Source organism: Methanolobus sp. WCC4, assembly GCF_038022665.1.
Classification (GTDB): Archaea; Halobacteriota; Methanosarcinia; order Methanosarcinales; family Methanosarcinaceae; genus Methanolobus.
This window is the reverse complement of the sequence record NZ_CP150629.1, coordinates 863,416-881,930: the sequence shown is the minus strand read 5'-3', so window position 1 is coordinate 881,930 and position 18,515 is coordinate 863,416. Positions and strand designations below refer to the sequence as shown.

General features: G+C 44.4%; 16 protein-coding genes. 8 read left to right on the top strand and 8 right to left on the bottom strand.

Annotated features, from left to right (window positions below; translation table 11 throughout):
• The first annotated feature begins 18 nt into the window (after positions 1–18).
• Positions 19–1,338 (top strand): signal recognition particle protein Srp54, encoded by a 1,320-nt coding sequence (locus V7O63_RS04415; RefSeq protein WP_340820303.1) that lies wholly within the window; start codon positions 19–21, stop codon positions 1,336–1,338.
• A gap of 95 nt (positions 1,339–1,433) precedes the next feature.
• Here the strand turns inward: V7O63_RS04415 and V7O63_RS04410 are convergent, their stop codons facing one another.
• Both V7O63_RS04410 and V7O63_RS04405 read right to left on the bottom strand, forming a co-directional pair.
• Positions 1,434–2,003, bottom strand: a complete 570-nt coding sequence (locus tag V7O63_RS04410; protein WP_340820302.1) for a GMP synthase subunit A — start codon at positions 2,001–2,003, stop codon at positions 1,434–1,436.
• A gap of 174 nt (positions 2,004–2,177) precedes the next feature.
• On the bottom strand, positions 2,178–3,527 hold the full coding sequence (locus V7O63_RS04405; protein ID WP_340820301.1) for a hypothetical protein: 1,350 nt from the start codon (positions 3,525–3,527) through the stop codon (positions 2,178–2,180).
• 287 nt (positions 3,528–3,814) lie between these two features.
• Between V7O63_RS04405 and V7O63_RS04400 the strand changes: the two genes are divergently transcribed.
• The 6 genes from V7O63_RS04400 (at position 3,815) to V7O63_RS04375 (ending at position 10,176) form a co-directional block, all read left to right on the top strand.
• Positions 3,815–5,182 (top strand): ATPase domain-containing protein, encoded by a 1,368-nt coding sequence (locus V7O63_RS04400; protein ID WP_340820300.1) that lies wholly within the window; start codon positions 3,815–3,817, stop codon positions 5,180–5,182.
• Positions 5,183–5,349: 167 nt separating this feature from the next.
• Positions 5,350–6,147: a 2-amino-3,7-dideoxy-D-threo-hept-6-ulosonate synthase gene (locus V7O63_RS04395; protein WP_340820299.1), complete on the top strand. Its 798-nt coding sequence runs from the start codon at positions 5,350–5,352 to the stop codon at positions 6,145–6,147.
• A 36-nt stretch (positions 6,148–6,183) separates the two neighbouring features.
• A complete protein-coding gene (locus V7O63_RS04390; RefSeq protein ID WP_340820298.1) occupies positions 6,184–7,326 on the top strand; it encodes a 3-dehydroquinate synthase II in 1,143 nt (380 codons plus the stop codon).
• A 14-nt stretch (positions 7,327–7,340) separates the two neighbouring features.
• Positions 7,341–8,045 (top strand): type I 3-dehydroquinate dehydratase, encoded by a 705-nt coding sequence (gene aroD, locus V7O63_RS04385; protein ID WP_340820297.1) that lies wholly within the window; start codon positions 7,341–7,343, stop codon positions 8,043–8,045.
• Positions 8,042–8,857, top strand: coding sequence for a shikimate dehydrogenase (aroE, locus tag V7O63_RS04380; protein WP_340820296.1), 816 nt, complete (start codon positions 8,042–8,044; stop codon positions 8,855–8,857). Before aroD ends, aroE begins: the two co-directional genes overlap by 4 nt.
• Before the next feature lie 2 nt (positions 8,858–8,859).
• Positions 8,860–10,176, top strand: coding sequence for a prephenate dehydrogenase (locus V7O63_RS04375; RefSeq protein ID WP_340820790.1), 1,317 nt, complete (start codon positions 8,860–8,862; stop codon positions 10,174–10,176).
• A 39-nt stretch (positions 10,177–10,215) separates the two neighbouring features.
• On the opposite strand, the gene V7O63_RS04370 is transcribed toward V7O63_RS04375, so the two are convergent.
• The 5 genes from V7O63_RS04370 to nth form a co-directional block, all read right to left on the bottom strand.
• Positions 10,216–10,986: a HEAT repeat domain-containing protein gene (locus tag V7O63_RS04370; RefSeq protein ID WP_340820295.1), complete on the bottom strand. Its 771-nt coding sequence runs from the start codon at positions 10,984–10,986 to the stop codon at positions 10,216–10,218.
• Between the two features lie 20 nt (positions 10,987–11,006).
• Complete coding sequence (locus tag V7O63_RS04365) at positions 11,007–11,453, bottom strand: hypothetical protein (protein WP_340820294.1); 447 nt, start codon at positions 11,451–11,453, stop codon at positions 11,007–11,009.
• 202 nt (positions 11,454–11,655) lie between these two features.
• Positions 11,656–12,324 carry a triose-phosphate isomerase gene (gene tpiA / locus V7O63_RS04360; RefSeq protein ID WP_340820293.1) on the bottom strand — a complete coding sequence of 223 codons (669 nt, stop codon included), beginning with the start codon at positions 12,322–12,324 and terminating at the stop codon, positions 11,656–11,658.
• A 178-nt stretch (positions 12,325–12,502) separates the two neighbouring features.
• Positions 12,503–13,681 carry a bifunctional 5,6,7,8-tetrahydromethanopterin hydro-lyase/3-hexulose-6-phosphate synthase gene (locus V7O63_RS04355; RefSeq protein ID WP_340820292.1) on the bottom strand — a complete coding sequence of 393 codons (1,179 nt, stop codon included), beginning with the start codon at positions 13,679–13,681 and terminating at the stop codon, positions 12,503–12,505.
• A gap of 228 nt (positions 13,682–13,909) precedes the next feature.
• Positions 13,910–14,521: an endonuclease III gene (nth, locus tag V7O63_RS04350; protein ID WP_340820291.1), complete on the bottom strand. Its 612-nt coding sequence runs from the start codon at positions 14,519–14,521 to the stop codon at positions 13,910–13,912.
• Between the two features lie 108 nt (positions 14,522–14,629).
• On the opposite strand from nth, the gene V7O63_RS04345 reads away from it, so the two are divergent.
• Positions 14,630–16,096 (top strand): DUF4139 domain-containing protein, encoded by a 1,467-nt coding sequence (locus tag V7O63_RS04345; RefSeq protein WP_340820290.1) that lies wholly within the window; start codon positions 14,630–14,632, stop codon positions 16,094–16,096.
• 6 nt (positions 16,097–16,102) lie between these two features.
• Here the strand turns inward: V7O63_RS04345 and V7O63_RS04340 are convergent, their stop codons facing one another.
• A complete protein-coding gene (locus V7O63_RS04340; protein WP_340820289.1) occupies positions 16,103–18,394 on the bottom strand; it encodes a PAS domain S-box protein in 2,292 nt (763 codons plus the stop codon).
• Positions 18,395–18,515 lie beyond the last annotated feature (121 nt).

Below are 18,515 nucleotides of genomic sequence, written 5' to 3'. Positions count from 1 at the left end.
GAACAGGATGATCCTTAAATGGTAATGGATAAACTCGGCAATTCCCTGCAGGATGCCCTTAAAAAGATAGTCAAATCAGGCCGTATCGACGAACGTACCGTGAATGAGGTCGTCAAAGATATCCAGAGGGCTTTGCTCCAGTCCGACGTGAATGTCAAGCTGGTCATGCAAATGTCAAAACAGATCAAGGAGCGTGCACTGAAAGAAGAAGTGCCCTCCGGTATGAGCCCCAGGGAACATGTAATAAGGATAGTCTACCAGGAACTCATCAATATCATAGGCAAGAGTACCGATATCCCACTCAAGCCACAGACCATCATGATGATAGGTCTTCAGGGAAGCGGTAAGACCACTACAACATCAAAACTTGCACGTTATTTCCAGAGGAAAGGACTCAAACCAGCCGTAGTCTGTGCCGATACGTTCAGACCGGGTGCATACCAGCAGCTAAAGACCCTCTGTACAAGGCTCAATGTCGCATTCTATGGAGAGGAAGGCAACCCTGATGCTGTCGGAATTGTGGAAAGAGGCCTGAAAGAGCTTGAGAAGAACGACATACTTATCGTTGACACAGCCGGTCGCCACTCACTTGAAGGTGACCTGATCAAGGAAATGGAAGATATCCATGCCGTGGCAAAACCTGATTACAAACTGCTCGTCCTGGACGGTGCTATCGGACAACAGGCAAGTGAGCAGGCACGTGCCTTCAATGAATCTGTAGGGATATCAGGCGTGGTCATCTCAAAACTCGATGGTACCGCAAAAGGTGGTGGTGCACTTTCTGCAGTATCCGAGACTAATTCATCTATAGCTTTCATTGGTGTCGGAGAGACACCTGACGACCTTGAAAGGTTCGAACCTGACAGGTTCATATCAAGACTTCTCGGAATGGGAGACATCAAGAGTCTCATCGAGAAGGCAGAGGAAGCCCTTGGAGAAGAGGACTTTGACATGGAAGCAATGCTCCGTGGCAGGTTCACCCTCAAGGACATGTACAAGCAGCTTGAAAGCCTCAACAAGATGGGACCCATGAAACAGATCATGCAGATGCTGCCACTTGGCGGCATGGGTGCCAAGATACCTGAGGATGCCTATCAGGTAACCGGAGACAAGCTCGGACGTTACAGGGTCCTCATGGATTCCATGACAGAAGAAGAGATGCTCAACCCCAGAGTTATCGGAAGTGCCCGCATCAAGAGGATCGCCAGAGGCTCAGGATGCGCACCGGAAGATGTCAGGGAACTCTTAAAATACCACAAGATGATGCAGACCGCAATGAAAGGATTCCGCGGTGGCAAGTTCAATATGCAGAAAATGATGAAGAAAATGGGAATGTGAGAATCAATATTTCTCACATAAAAAATATCAGACTTAATAAGTCCCATATAATAGAATGCAAGAAACAGTCGTTCTCGCATAGAGGAATGAGAGAACTAGTACTTCTCACATACCTCAAAGAAATTCGTCAGAAGCTGTTCTCCTTTTTCGGTGTGTGCAACCTCAGGGTGCCACTGCACACCGAATATTGGCCTTTCTATATGCCTCATGGCCTCGTACTCACAGATATCCGACCTTGCGAGCTGTATGAAATCCTCAGGGAGTTTTACGACCTCATCAGCATGGGATGCCCAGACAGACGTCTTTGGTCCGATACCTTTTAGGATCTCATCCTCATCGACTATCTCGACTTCGATATCTGCATAGCCACCTGCTGCACCTGATGTCACTTCACCACCAAAGGTCTTTGCAATGAGCTGGTGACCAAGGCATATACCAAGGATAGGAATATCGATACTTTCCACATATTCAGCACCTATACCTACCCGGTCCATCGAAGGTCCGCCACTGAGTATTAGCCCGTCCGGCTCTTCATCAAGTATATCTTCAACAGGGGTTGTGTTGGCAACTATCTTCGTATCCATGTCCAGGTCCCTTACTGAACGATGGATAAGATGACAGAACTGCCCATAGTTATTGATAACAAGGATCTTTAATTCTCTCATAGATCTTCCTTTTATAGATTCGTTCGAATATTTGTGCAATATTGTAATTACCCTATAGAGAATTACATCCTTATTAGTATTCTGCGTGAGAGTCCATCCGTAACAGGAACAAATGTGAACTAAAAAAAGATAAAAGAAGGTTGAAGACAGGATAGTTCGTATCCCGGATCACCTTCAGCCTTTCCTACTGAGGATCACAGAACATAGTCCAAAGACAGATAGAAGGAACGGTGTCGTTAAACTATATCCTGCTGACTTTTCAACTGACTCCGTTTCACCTTTCTTTTCATTGCTCATAGAACTTGTATACTCTGCATCATCAGAGATCCCATTAGACCCATCATCACCGGTTGAAGTTACTTCTGGTGTTTTAGAAACACCGCTACTTTCATCCTCTGATCCATCTTCATAGGTATCCCCCTCAGATGCATCAGCTGAATATTCAACGCTGTCGGACATGTTGAAAGATAATCCACTCAAATCCATATTGTCGCCCGCTGAGTAAAAATGACCAACATAAATAGAAGTTTTATATTGCTCATCCGTTACCGTAAAAGAAATTGTCTTACCATCGCTGCTTATGAAAGTATTGCCAATATCACCGGCAATATCCATCCCTTCACGCGGGAAAAGTATTAGTTCCTGACTGCTGGCAGTATCAACGAGAACACCGTTACCGGAATCTGAAATAAACATTACCTTTCCACTGCCATCAAGTTTACCCCATCCATCAAAACTACCCAGTTCCCTGTCATCAGAACCTGTTGAAGAAATAATATGATAAATATCATCATGGAGATAGAGAACCTTATTCCCATCTGCACTGATATCGTGGACCATTTTTAAACTACCATCATTAGTAACTGCGGTAGAGGTCAACTGTTCATATTTCCCATTGATAAATGAAAAAACCTCAGGTTTATCGTATACTGTTTCCTCGAACACATAGCCATCTACCAGGAATGCTATTGTCTGACCATCGGAGGAAACGGCGAAGTCATGTATGGAAGAAGAGACATTGTCATCTATTTCAATATCGTTCCCCTGCACTACAACATCCTGACCCATGCCTTCAGCATTGAATTTCAAGACCCCTTTCCTCCCATTTAAAGTACAGTACACGTGATCACCGGAATCAGTAGTGTCAAGAGCATACGGATAATAGATACCTATATCGATCACTTTTGAGATGACATCGTCTTCGACTTTACAGATAGTAGTTCCACTGATAAAATATGCCCTGGAACCATCACCATTGACGACCAGATCAAAAGCATTATAATCGGAGGCATCATAGGTTACCACATCAGAACCATCGGAATAGACATAACCCAGTACCATATTACCCGTACTCTTTTCTTGTCCAGTGAAATATATCATGTTACCATCGGAACTCATTGCAGTATGGAACACATCTATATCCGCAGCACTCCCATCCAATACCACGTCATAAACTGCGACTGCATAGGGGTCAAATGTGTCAGACGTCCCTGCAGAACTTGTCAAAGGGAGAAAAGTGCACATAAAAAGCACCATACAAAAGAAGATCGTTGTTGAAATATATTTTTTCACCATGTGTAGGCCTCTTTAAAACTCAATTATATGGACGATATGCGTAGTGATTATATATATTCTTTTATAAAATGAATCCAATTACAGCATTGAGCCAGATAAACGACATCATCTGGCGGAACCTTAAAATCGTATCTGACAAACAACATTAAGTAAAATCATGTGCAAAACTATGTAAGGAAAAGAAACTTTTAGAGATCACATATTATTAATCGTCTTCTTTTCGGCGAGGTACAAAATTGGAAAGCAAATCAACAGGAATACCCGGTTTTAATGAGATATCAGGAGGAGGGCTTGCGTCCCCATCCACGATACTTATTGCAGGCAACCCAGGCAGCGGAAGGACCATCCTTGGGATCCAGAGCTTGTGCGATGCAGCCCGAAACGGAGAGAAGGTGCTTTACATCTGCATCACCACCAGATCAGAGAGTGCCATCAGAGAAAGACTGGAGAGCTATGAGTTCTACGAAGAGGCACTGAACATCCATGCATTCAGCATCAGTTCCGTTGAGAGGGATCCCCTGACAATGCTGGTCGAGCTTGGCAACATAGTGACCTCACAGAAACCGGACAGGATACTCATCGACCCTGTAACACCCATAGGATTCGGCTTCCCTGAGGCGGAAAGAAGGAGATTCATCTATTCCCTCAGTTCTGCGATCTCAGAGTGGAATGCCATTGTATACCTGACAGGAACAATGTCAGAGGACGATGTCTGGCGCTCTGTCATCAGTGACGTGGTAGATGGCATAGTCTATATGTCACAGGACATACAGAGAAGAGGAAGCAGGCGTTCGCTAAAGATAATGAAGATGGACAACCCCAGCTACATAGAGGGGGAACACACTTTCGACATATCGAACACAGGCATCAGCGTCTATCCAAGAATAAGTCTTCAGGACGTAGAAGATACAGGAGAGCCTGCAAGGATCGATGCCGGCATTGCGAAGTTCAATGAACTGAGCAGGGGAGGATTGTTCGAGCGCTCATCGACCCTGATAGCAGGGAACACCGGCACCGGAAAAACGTTGTTCGGGCTTCATTTCATAGTGCAGGGAGCAAGGAACGGAGAACCGGGAGTGATAAGTTCCTTTGAGGAGAATCCTGCCGAACTGAGACGTTATGCTTCGAGTCTCGGGCTTGAACTCGAGGAGCTTGAACAGAAGGGACTCATCAGGATAATATACACGCCACCTTCTGAGATCAATGCCTGCCGCCACACGGTGGAGGTAAGAAAGATCGCAGAGGAGATCGGGGCTAAAAGGATACTCCTTGATGACATATCAGGATTCGATTACGTTTTCGGAGATGTTGTTGAGAAAAGGGAACATATTGCCAACCTCCTGCGTGTTTTCAAGAACATGGGACTGACATCGATGCTCATCAGCGGGAACAGGGCGGCAGGCAACAATATACTTGTAGCCGAGATTCCAATGTCATCGCTAGCCGATGCATTGGTCCTTCTCAAACATGTGGAGATCGGCAAGGAGATCAAAAAGACCATGTCCATACTGAAAATGCATGGTAGTGACCACGAGAAACACCTTGTAGCATATGATATCACTTCAGAAGGAATACAGATAGGAGAATTCCTGAAGGATATCTGATACTCACTGATATTTTCTCTTTTTTATCTATCCACACAGATCCTTACAAAAACATTTAAATAGAAAACCGTGCTACTATGTCACATAGTAACACAGATACTATAAATACATCAGTGTATATTATAGTACATTAATACACAATTATAAACTTACAGAAGGAAATGAAAATGACAGAGATCGGAAAGAAGATACGCATCGAAAGGATAATGCACAGAGACAGCAGGAACATGGTAATAATCCCTATGGACCACGGTTTATCAGACGGACCGATAAAAGGCCTGACCAATGTGGCAGATACCATCAACAAGGTCGCAAACGGTGGAGCTGATGCTGTCCTCATGCAGAAAGGAATAGTCAACCATGGACACAGGGGCTACGGACATGATGTGGGACTCATAGTCCACATGAGTGCATCCACGATCATGGGTCCTGACCCAAACAACAAGGTCCAGGTATGTTCTGTTGAAGAGGTAATGAAAATGGGCGCTGATGCAGTCTCGATCCATGTGAACGTTGGCTCTGAGACAGAAGCAGACCAGCTCCAGAAACTCGGAAACGTGGCCGAAGACTGCAACTACTGGGGAATGCCACTCCTTGCGATGATGTACCCACGTGGCAAGAACATAACCAGCCCGCATGACCCTGAACTTATAGGCCATGTTGCCAGGGTCGGTGCAGAACTCGGCGCGGATGTCGTAAAAACACTTTACACCGGCGATGTAGATACATTCAAAGATGTCGTAGAAGGATGCCCTGTACCAATTGTGATCGCAGGCGGACCAAAGACCAACACCGACGAAGAATTCCTGAGAATGATCGAAGGTGCGATCGAAGGCGGAGCAAGGGGTGTAGCCATCGGAAGGAATGTGTTCCAGCATGACGATCCTACAAAAATTACAAAAGCCATAACAGAGATAGTGCACTACAAAAAGTCAGTAGAAGAAGCACTGGAAATCCTGAAATGATATCAGATGGTCCTCTGTGCTTGCGGACGTGCTCATATGAATAATAAGATGATATGGATAAAGGCCGATGAAGGCAACTGGGATGAACGTAAGGCTGTAATTACAACCGGAATGGAATCTGGAGTCGATGCCATACTGGTGGATGGAGCCGATGTCGATAAGGTGAAAGAGCTTGGAAATGTCAAAGTAGCTGCCTTTGCATCTGCCGATGTGGAAGGAGCGGACATCATAGTTGTCGGAAAAGGCGGAGAAGGCGACGGTACAAAACCATTACCACCAGATTACAGCGGTTCCCTTGATGTGATGACAGCACTTCGCCTGAAGGAGCAGGGCCTCAAGGTCGCAGCCTATGTGATCATCCGTAACAAGGACTACGAGAACTTCGCAGCAGAGATGGGAAGCATCTGTGATTACCTTATTACCATAGGAACAGACTGGCAGGTCATTCCTCTGGAGAACCTGATCGCAGGACTTCAGAAGAAGGATGTAAAGCTCTTTTCCGGTGTCCAGACATCAGAGCAGGCAAAGCTTGCATTCGAGACAATGGAACACGGCACAGATGGTGTAATGCTTGACACAAAGGATCTGAGCCAGATCAAGAAGACCGCAGAGGTCGCAGAAAGTGCAGGCGTCGGCAGTCTTGACATAAAGACAGCCGTAGTTACAAATGTCGAATCCATCGGCATGGGCGACAGGGTCTGTGTGGACACATGCAACCTTATGGTAAAAGGCGAAGGAATGCTTGTAGGTTCGCAGGCTAACGGAATGTTCCTTGTGCACTCAGAATCAGAGGAAAGTCCATACGTCGCATCCCGTCCGTTCAGAGTTAACGCAGGTGCAGTACACGCTTACATCAAGGTAGGAGAGAAGACACGCTACCTTTCCGAGCTCAAAGCCGGTGACCAGGTCACAATAGTTGACGGTGACGGTAAGCAGAGAACTGGTGTTGTCGGTCGGGTAAAGATCGAAAGAAGACCTCTCATCCTTGTGGAAGCTGAACTTGACGGCAAGATCATCAAGAACATACTGCAGAACGCAGAGACCATCAAGCTCGTCACAAAGGACAAGGAACCAATAGCAGTGACCGATGTAAAGGTCGGCGACGAGATACTTGTCTACTCAGAGGACATCGGTCGTCACTTCGGAATGAAGATCGAAGAGACCATTATCGAGAAGTAAGCGGAGAGCTGCTTATGGTTAAGATAGGTAACTTCGACCTTGACGTGCGACCTGCGATCGTTTCAGTGATAGACGATGACCCCGCCGAGAATGCCAAAGCTGCAAACTGGCTGGGTGCAAACGTCCTTGAACTGAGACTTGATCTTCTCAATTTTTCAGACCTTGAAGAAGCTAAGAAGACCATTGACAGGATCAAAGCGAACACCAACCTCCCATGTATTGCAACCAATAGATTACAATCTGATGGTGGTAGGTGGGAAGGTTCTGAAGAGGATAGGATCAAACTTCTGATCGATCTCATGCCCTTTGTGGAAGCCGTGGATATAGAGCTCAGTGCAGATGCAGAGCAGCGAAACAAGGTCATCGAAGCTGCAAAGGCGGCAGGAGTGACTGTCATTGTGTCTGCTCATGACTTCAACGAAACGCCTTCTGTTGATGAAATGAAGACGATTCTCAACAATGCACACGAAGCTGGTGGCGATATTGCGAAACTTGCAGTTATGGCAAGCTCAAAACAGGACGTACTGGATGTGTTACAGGCAACCGCTGACATGGAAAAACCAGTATGCACCATTGCAATGGGCGAGGTCGGCAAGCACAGCAGAATTGTTGCACCATGTTACGGTTCACGCCTCACATACGGAGCAATAGCACAGGCTGTTGCACCCGGGCAGATCAAGATACATGAATTGAAATCAGCTCTGGAGATACTCTTTTGAGAACAGTTTTCGGCGTATTCGGCGACCCTATAGCACATTCAAAGTCCCCTGACATGCATAATGCAGCTTTCAGGGAACTTGATATGGAATGCACATACCATGCATTCAGGGTCAGCCCTGAGAACCTGAAGGATGCACTCCTTGGAGCAAAAGCAATGGGTTTTGGCGGTGTGAACCTCACAGTCCCGCTGAAACAGGAAGCACTGAAGATAGTGAATGCTGACCCGCTTGCAGAAGGTATCGGTGCAGTGAATACTGTGGACTTCAAGGATGGAATGGTCGGTTACAATACCGATGGACTTGGTGCTAAACGCAGCCTTGAGGAAAAAGGAGTGAAGATAAAGGACTCCAATGTACTGATAGTAGGTGCAGGTGGAGCTTCAAGAGCTATCGCATTCCAGTTTGCAAAGGATGGAGCGGACATCACCATAGCCAACAGGACCGAAGAGAAAGCTATCGAGCTTGCAGCCGGTGTGTCGGCAGTTGGCAGTGCCAGAGGTTGCGGACTTGACAACATGAAGGAACTGATAGCTGACAGTGACATACTCATCAACTGCACAACCCTCGGAATGCATCCGAAGACCGAGGGAACGATAGCAACAGCAGAGGACATGCACTCTGACCTTACTGTATTCGATATAGTGTACAACCCTCTGGAAACCACCCTCTTAAAAGAAGCAAAGAAAGCCGGTGCTAAAGCGGTCACCGGTGAGATGATGCTTGTCTATCAGGGTGCAGAGGCATTTAAGATATGGACAGGTGTCGAACCACCTATTGAAGTTATGAAACAAGCTGTACTGGAGGGCTTTTGAGTTTGAAGGTCCTCATCATAGGCGGTACCGGCGAAATGGGACAGTGGTTCACTCCTTTTTTTAAGAACCACGATTACGAGGTCGTTGTCTGGGGCAGCAGCGGGAAAGTTGAAGTTGCTGAGCGAATGGGAGTTGAGTTCGCCAGTGACCTTGATGCTGCAATTAGCACCAGCGACATTGTTATCGTAACAGTACCCATCAATATAACCGAGAGGGTCATCAGTGAGACAGCACCTAAGATGAAGAGTGGAAGCCTTCTTATGGATTTCACGTCACTTAAGGTCGGACCCACCGAGGCCATGAAGAAGTACGCTCCCAAAGATGTGGAGATACTCGGTACTCACCCTATGTTCGGACCATCCATACCAAGTCTGCATGGACAGATATTCATTCTAACACCCATCAATGGACGCTGCGATAAGTGGTTCCCGGTCATGCGCTCACTTTTTGAGGACAACGGTGCACACATCGAAGTGATTACCCCCGCAGAGCATGACAGGTTCGTTTCCGTTGTTCAGGGACTGACACACTTCGCATACATCACCATAGGAACCACCTTTGATGCCCTTGATTTCAGCGTGAACGAATCAAGAAGGTTCATGAGCCCGGTCTACGATATCATGCTTGATTTTGTCGGCAGGATAATCGGACAGAACCCATACCTCTACGCCTACATCCAGATGGAGAATCTGGAAGTGCTCAAAGTTCACGATGCTTTCATGCAGCAATGCAGTGAGATGTCTTCCATCGTCAGAAAAAAGGACGTAGAAGCCTTCACCAACAAAATGAGAGAGGCAGCAGTACATTTTGGAGATACTTCATCAGCACTTCGCCGCTCTGACAAGCTCATAAACTCAAAGATCGCTGAGTTTGAAAAATTGCTGGCTTCCATAGGTCAGGAGATCGGTGTCAAACATATCTACTCAGGTGTAGTGCACACAGGAATTGTCGAGAAGGTAAGCCCAAGAGATGTCGTTCTGGATGGTGGAAGCAGGATGATACCTCTCAAGATCGAGAACATCTATCTTTTAGATGAAGAGGAACTGCATGAGTGGAAGCTCGAGAACTTTGAGCATCACCTGAGGGATATATCGGTGCTGATACCTGAAGGAGCTAATGCAGATGTAATCATGGAGCTTGTTTCCTGTAATGATGATATCGTTTCAATTGAGATCATTGACAGGTATGAGGGTGTTGAAGGAACTGAAAGACTGAGTGTTACATTCCGTGTAATGATCATGGGTGATGTTGAGGCTGAGAAAGTGCATCAGGAAGTGGAGAGGCAACTGAAGGGTATTGGGTGTAGTATTCGTGGATAATGAATAAGACAAACGTTTTGCGCAATGTTAGAACATCAATTATCGGATGTTAATGGTGTTTCCATCAGAAGCAACAACTTTTACGTTTACATCCCTGTTGCTATCTTTGCCATTAACAGAATCACATACACCCTTCTTTTTCAACAATTCAATTGTTTCAGAAGCATAGATTCTTGTACTCCGATCTGAATCATCCAAGACTTTTTTCAAAGACTTTAATTCAACGGAATCAGAAGTTGAATCATAAATATCTTTTATTGCAAGATTTCTTAATGAAAAAGCAGCAGCTTTACGGCAAACAACATTTTTATCGGACAATAAAGCAATAAGTTGCGAAATAGTTGATTTATCAACCATTCCCCATTCTGCAAGGTGACCAATAGCAAAAGCAGCATTATATGATACTTTATCAAATCTATCATGTAATTTTTCTGAAAAGAAGTTAGTCGCATCTTCTGCAAAAATACCACATTTAATAAGTGTCTTTAATGCAAATGTTGTACTCCAACGAATATTTGAATCGTGTCCAAATGATAAATCAATTAAAGGTTGTAGAGATTCTTCTTTGTAAGCACCTTTTTCCGCCATATCTCCAATTGCAAATGCAGCCTGAATACATATATTTTTATTAGCATTAGATAAAATTTCATTTATCCTATCAATAACAGTGTTGTCAACAATTCCTTTTTTAGCTAATACTGATATTGCTTTTAGAGATTCTAATTGAGTTTTAGGATTATTTGAACTACGAAGTATGCGTACAATGCTTATGATATCGCCTTTATCTGTTAACTGTTTTATAGTTGGCATAATATATCACGTAAAAAGTGTCACCGTACTCTATGCATTTCAAGGGCAGTAGATTTCTGCATTTTTAACAGAGAATTAACTTGATCCCTAACCTTCGACTGTACATCCAAAATCACATCATTGACATTATTTTTTCCAATATGCTGCGAAAAACAAAGGAAACTATAATTCTTAGACCACTTCCTTGCTTCATCACAAAGGACTACTGAATCCTGACATGGAGTTACACCCAAAAACAATGAATCTTTACAACAACACACTTCACCAAACTTTTCCATATTAAAAAACATGTTAATTGCAATATTGTACCCATAATCTTTGTATTCAAATGATTCAGCATAGAATTGATGCATCCCTGTTGCGGGATACTCATCGATAAGAGAGTCATCTATTTTTTGTAAGAGAACATCATTTAATTCTTCAACTGTGCTTTCTTTTATCTTAATCAATTCATCTTCTAATGCCACTTAACCCACCTTTGGTTACCCATCAATGAAAATATACATTTAGTGTTTCACGAAATTTGCCCGCAATACCGGTTAGTCTGCGAACAACATCCAAACAGTATATGCAGACAATATAAAAAAAAGTTTTTATTTAGATATTATCTTTTGATAATACAAAATAATAAAAAAGAGTGAAATCAGAGAAAAATGCGTGACGTTAAAGTCACACCTTGCTCACAAGGTCTTCAAGTGCAGCCTTTGGATCAGCAGCCTTCACGATACCTGATGCCAGCAGAACGCCAACTGAACCAAGTTCAAGAGCTGCTGCAAGGTCCTCACCTTTTGAGATTCCTGCTCCACAGAGAACCTGTACTGCAGGGTTAATCCTTTTTACTGCATCAACTGAACCTGTGACTACCCCAGGGTCTGCTTTTGAGACTGGGATGCCGGAGCCAATAAGCTCTGGTGGTTCAACTGCAACGTAATCAGGGCCTAGTGCTGCTGCTGCTGCTGAAGTTGCAACGTTGTTGGTGCAGACTATTGTTTTGAGAGCTGCGTCCTTTGCAGTTGTGATGGATGCATCGATATTCGCGAGTGTGAGACGGCATTCGGAGTGGTTGATAAGGGTTCCAACTGCGCCTGCGTCTTTGATGGACTGGACGAATGCATGTCCTGTAAAACTGCCTGCCCCTACCGGGTCAAGACTCTGTGAGTATACAGGCAGGTCAACCTGTGATGCAACGCGGTATATATCACAGAACTGTGGTGCAACACCAATTTCAATTCCGCTGTCATCTGCAACTTCTTTACATGCCTGTGCAACCTTTACGGCGCCTTCGCCTGTGCCCTCAAGGTATGTTTTGAGGTTAAGGACAATTAGTGTAGAACTCAATTAAATCTCTCCAATGATCATATGAATATCAGTATGCGCATCTTGTACGCAGCAATAGAGATGTAACTCCAACTATAAATATAAAAGCATAAGGAAAGCAGAAAGAAGAACAAGAAAAGTCAAAAACTAAATTAGAATTTAAGAAAAAAGAAGATAAGAGTGTGGAAATTCCACACGCTTAGAAGTCGGTCATAACTCTGAACTGGTCGATCTCAGGGTTGTTAAGACCTTCAATGAATTTCTCTGCGACCTGCCTTACATCCTTTGCGTTGGTGATAGCTCTTCCAACTACAAGGACATCTGCGCCTGCCTTAAGTGCAGCTGGCATAGTGTCGATACGTACACCACCAGCGACTGCCACCAGAAGCTTTGGTGAGAGTGCCTTGATGTCGTCGATGTTGCCCCATGCGTGCTCTGTTTCCTCGATGTCGATTCCACGGTGGAGTTCAACTACATCTGGAAGTACCTTGAGCTGCTTGAGAACTGCTACAGGGTCGTCACAGTTGAGTGTGTCCATGATAGCATAGATACCTGTCTTGTGTGCTTCCTCGATAGCCTTGTCAAGGGTTGCGATAGGTGCAAGTGCGGAGACGACGATTGCGTCTGCGGTTGCATCTGCTACCATACGTGCCTCGAGGTTTCCTGTGTCAAGGGTCTTAAGGTCAGCAACTATGAATGCATCAGGGCGGATCTCCCTGAGCTTGGTGACAACGTCGACACCATAACGCTTGATAAGTGGTGTACCAGCTTCAAGGATAACGTGGTCGCTCTTAGGGATCTGGCTGACGATGTTCTGGATGACAGGAAGGTTTGGATTGTCAAGTGCAACCTGAAGGTATGGTGGGTTCCAGAGTCTGGATACCTTGAATCCCATGATAGCGTGACCCATTCTGTCCTTCTCCTTAAGTACTGTGTCAATATCAGGGAAGCCGTCTACTGCGCGCTTAACTGCCAATTTTGTAGCTCCGTAGTTGTATCTGTAGATTCTGTTGTAGTCTGTTGCCTCAGGGTGGATGAAGACACTTGCAACAACAACGATATCATCAACATCGAGGTCACCGAATGCGCCTTCTTCAAGAGCATCTGCAACAGCCTTTGCAACAGCAGCCTGTGCAGGACCGAATATCTGTGATGCCTGGTCCATGTTCTTCACTGTTACCTTTGGCACGATAAGTGTTGCAGGTTTTGCAGGAAGGTTTGGACGGATGACTGACAGCAGAGGTGTGTGACCTGCTGAAAGCTGTGTTAAACCATTTGCGAATGCCTGACCTACAGGACCGTCCTTGTTTCCGATCATAAGGTCAACGTGTGCGAGTTCTGGTGCCTCGCCAATTAATGCTTCTCCGATCAATAACATGATTCTCACTCGTATATATATACTGGATAAATAAATTCTGTAGTTCGTAATTGCCTATAGTGTTTAAATTAAGCAATTATACTATTTATAACTATGAAATTTATCGACTCTCGTGCAAAACCAGCGCTTTATATATTAGAGTTATGGCATGGTTCACGAGATTTCTGCTTTATATAGAATATATCAATAAATAGTTTGTTGAAACTCTCATTTTTAGTTTGATGATAGTCAGATGATCTTAGGACAGATATCATCCATGATACACTCATCACACTTAGGACCAACCGGCCTGCAGACATTCTGACCGAACAGGACCATAAGACCGTTAATGTCCTTCCAGTCCTCTTTTGAGAGCACTTTCTCAAGCTCCTTCTCGGTCTCGTCCGGCTCTGATGTCTCAACAAGGCCCATACGATTTGATATCCTGTGTACATGAGTATCCACCGCGATCACATCCTGCTCAAAGCCATACCCCAGTACACAGTTTGCGGTCTTTCTGCCAACTCCCGGAAGCTTCAGAAGTTCATCCATACTATCCGGAACGACACCATCGTAATCCTGAAGGATAATACGGGAAATATCGATGATACGCTGAGCCTTCACCCTGTAGAAACCAACCTCCCTTATCAGTTCCTGTATCTCATCCACGTCTGCCTCTGCCATCTCCTGAACCGTGCCGAAAACACTGAAAAGCTTCTGTGTCGTTGGTATCGTCACCTCATCACGGGTGCGCTGGGACAGAACAGTCGATATCAAAAGATAGAAAGGGTCCTTATTGATGTGGAAATAACCCCGGGGGTACAGTTCCCGGAGACGGGAGACTACATCTTCGGCATACATGAAGGAAGGATTGGACTCGAGATATAAAGTCCTTTTCAGAAGTTAAATCCCTATACTTATTTTAATTGAATCAAAATTTATTAATAAGAAGTACTTCTTTTCTAAATTATGGTTTTAAAGAAACTAATTTACATAGCTGCGCTTATATTACTTGTCACCGCAGCAGGTACGTTCCTGCAAACCGGAACAGAGACTTCATACGATGATGATATCAACTACATATCACATTCAACGGTCGCAACAAAGGCAAACTCAGTAGCATCGTTCTTTGAAATAGCGTCTGCAGGCGAAATGAGTGAGGATACGGAACTTACCGTATACAACCAGAATATTGCCCTTGTAAAAGATAAGAGGAACATAGACCTTAGAGAAGGAATTAACCTGGTCGAGTTCGTGGATGTCGCTTCAGGCATAGATGCCACATCCGTGACTTTCGAAGATACCGAGAACCCGGAGACTTTTGTCATTGAACAGAACTACCAGTATGATCTGGTCAGTAGCAGCAAGCTTCTGGACAAATACCTGGATGAAGAAATAATAGTCACCGATATGGAAGGGATCACATATACCGGAAAACTGCTCAGCCATTCGGAAAGCATTGTCCTTAAGACCGGTGATGGAATTGTCACACTCTCTGAGGTTTCAAAGATCGAATATCCGAATGCTGCCGGACTACTCACAAAACCGACCCTCGTATGGCAGGTATACTCCCCTGTTAGCGGGAAGAGGGATGTACTCACCACCTATCTTACAGATGGCATCAACTGGAAAGCAAACTACATTGTCAGAATAAATGAAGATGATACAGAGGCAGATCTGGATGGATGGGTCACTATTGACAATAAGGCAGGAACGACTTTTGAGAACGCGAAATTGAAACTGGTTGCAGGAGATGTAAATCAGGTCAGTCAGCCATCCTACAATATATATGATGGATATGAATCCATGGAAGTTGCAACTTTTGCAGGTTTCTTTACAGACATCTCAGTAGCTGAGGAGTCACTTTTTGACTATCACCTGTACACACTGGAAAGAACCACGACACTGAATAACAATGAGATCAAACAAATATCCCTGCTGTCATCTGATGAAATTCTGGTGAAAAAGAAGTATGTGTTTGAAAACGATGATAAGATCAAAGTTATGCTTGAGATCAACAATTCAGAAAAGAATGATCTTGGTACACCCCTTCCAAAAGGAGTTGTCAGGGTGTACAAATCAGATTCTCAGGGCCAGCTTCAATTCCTGGGAGAAGATGAGATAGACCACACACCAAAAGATGAAGAAGTGGAGATACTGGTGGGAAATGCATTTGATATCACCGGAGACAGGAGACAGAGCTATTACAAAAGAACAGGAGATACCTCGGAGAAACGAACTTTTGTTATTGAACTGAAGAACCACAAGGAAGAGGATGTAGAGATCAATGTGATAGAAACATTCCGCGGAGAATGGGAGATATTAAGTTCATCAGATAGCTTCACCGAAATCGACTCATCAACTGTTGAATTTAAAGTTGAAGTACCGGCAGACGGTGAGAAAAAGATAACATATTCTGTGGAAACAGAATATTGAAGCGGGTTATGACCTGTATACAGGGAACCTGACATGAACCGTGGTTCCCTTACCTTCATCGCTCTCGACCCAGATATCCCCGTTATGGATCTCAGCTATGGTCTTACTGACATACAGTCCAAGACCGCTGCCACCATATCTTCTTGAGATGGAACCATCTATCTGATAGAAACGCCCGAAGATATGCGGGATCTCCTTTTCAGGAATACCTATTCCAAAGTCCGTTACAGTGATATGGACATTGTCTTCGTCCTTGAATGCGCGTATAATTATCTTTGAACCATCTTCACTGAACTTGATGGCATTATCGATTATCGCCCTGAACAGATATGGCAGATATTCCACATCAGCCTGGACCAGAGGAAGACCATCTTCAACGTCCAGCAGAAGCATGAGAGCCTTATCCTGAGAGCGGACCTTAAAATAATCCATTACCTTGTTCAGACTATCCACTATTCGGGTAGGATCAAGTCTATAGTGTACTTTCCCTGATTTCACGATGCTCATATAGATCAGTGAATCCATAAGGAAGCTCAGGTGATCATATTTATCCAGTACAGTCTTAAGGGCTTTTTTCTGCCTGATGTTAACCGGACCCAGAGCTTCATCGTATAACAGTTCACTGTAACCCTTTATGGATATAAGGGGCGTCTTTATCTCATGGCTCAGGTTGGAAATGAACTCATCCTTCATCCTTTCAAGGGTTTTAAGTTCCTCGTTCTTCCTTGCCAGTTCATTTGCATATTGAGATATCTCCTCTTCTGCATTCTTCCTCTCAGTTATATCCCTTGAAACACCAAGGAAGAACTTGAAGTTACCCTCATCATCATAAACGGGATTCGCAATTGTTTCTGTCCATACCTTATGACCATCTTTGTGGTATTGCTCAATCTCGAATATCTCAGAATAGTGCCCTTCTCCGGCCTCCAGCTTTACATAGAATCTCTGGATGGCTTCATTTATCGTGTTCTTATGTTCCTCCGGGAAGATCTCATCAAATGTCTGCTGAGACACTTCTTCAGGCGTGTAACCACGTAATTTGAGAACAGAGGGGCTGCAATAGTTGAATCTGCCACTCTTATCAAGGGTCCATATCACATCATTCGCATTCTCAGCAAGAAGGCGGAATCTTTGTTCACTTTCCTGCAGAACCCTCTCCGAATGTTTACGTTCACTGATATCCCTCACATTGCACAGAAGTGAGGTCATACCATTATACCCGATGATCCTGACACCCATCTCAACCGGGATCCGGATACCATCCTTTCTCAGGTATACCATCTCGAATCTGCTGCTTTCCCCATCCATTACATCAGTAAGTCTGGCAGCGCAGCTACCACTAGCCTCAGGGGCTATAAGGTCATGTCTGGACATGGTCAACAATTCATCCATATCATAACCAAGCATTTCACTTGCAACTGAATTCGCATCAATGATGTTGCAATCAAGATCAAAGATAAGGATGGCATCTGCAGCATTCTCGAACAATGACCTGAACTTCTCTTCCGAAGCTTGCAGTTTCATTGTCGTTAGACGTTCTTCGGTCACATCGGAACCTGAACTGAGTGTTCCCGTGATATTCCCGTCCACATCCTCCAGATAAGAATTATTCCAGCGAATGATGCGCTTCTCACCATTCTTTGTGAGGACAATGTTCTCGAACTCCCCTACTTCTTCAACATTTCCATTGATCATATTACTGAAAACAGAGGATACAACTTCTCTATCCTCAGGAAGGATTATCATATCGAACCAGTTCTTGCCTGTGAGCTCGGTTTCCTCATAGCCCAGAACCTCGCAACACTTCCTGTTCACAAGCTTCACTGTACCATCATTATTGAGGGCTACCATCATACAGCCCGAAACATCAAAATATGACTGTGCCGTCTCTTTTTCAGAGACCAGCTGGTCATATAGCTCTTTGCTCTTTAACAAAGCACGCACACGTATGAGGACCTCGAGCCTGTCAACGGGTTTTACCAGGAATTCATCAGCACCTGCTTCAAGCCCGATCAAACGATCATCCCTGGTCGAAAGGGCAGTGATCATTATAACCTGAATGAACTGCGTCGACCTGGAAGATTTGATATGGCGGCACACCTCATATCCATCCATGCCAGGCATCATTATGTCAAGCAGCACCAGGTCGATCTTCTCAGAGCCTATTATGTCAAGAGCTTCCTCGCCAGTACCAGCTACATAAGTGATATAATCCCTGGAAAGGAAGGTTTCCAGAAGTTTGGCACTTGGAGGATCGTCATCAACGATCAGTACAGAATGCATAGGTTTTTTTTGCATGCTCCTATTTACCTTGTATATAGTGGATCTGGTTACACATAATATATGAGTGACTTTATCTGTTCTGATACCAAATATCTGTGAATAAGTACTTTTACCAAATATAGACCGTATTAATATA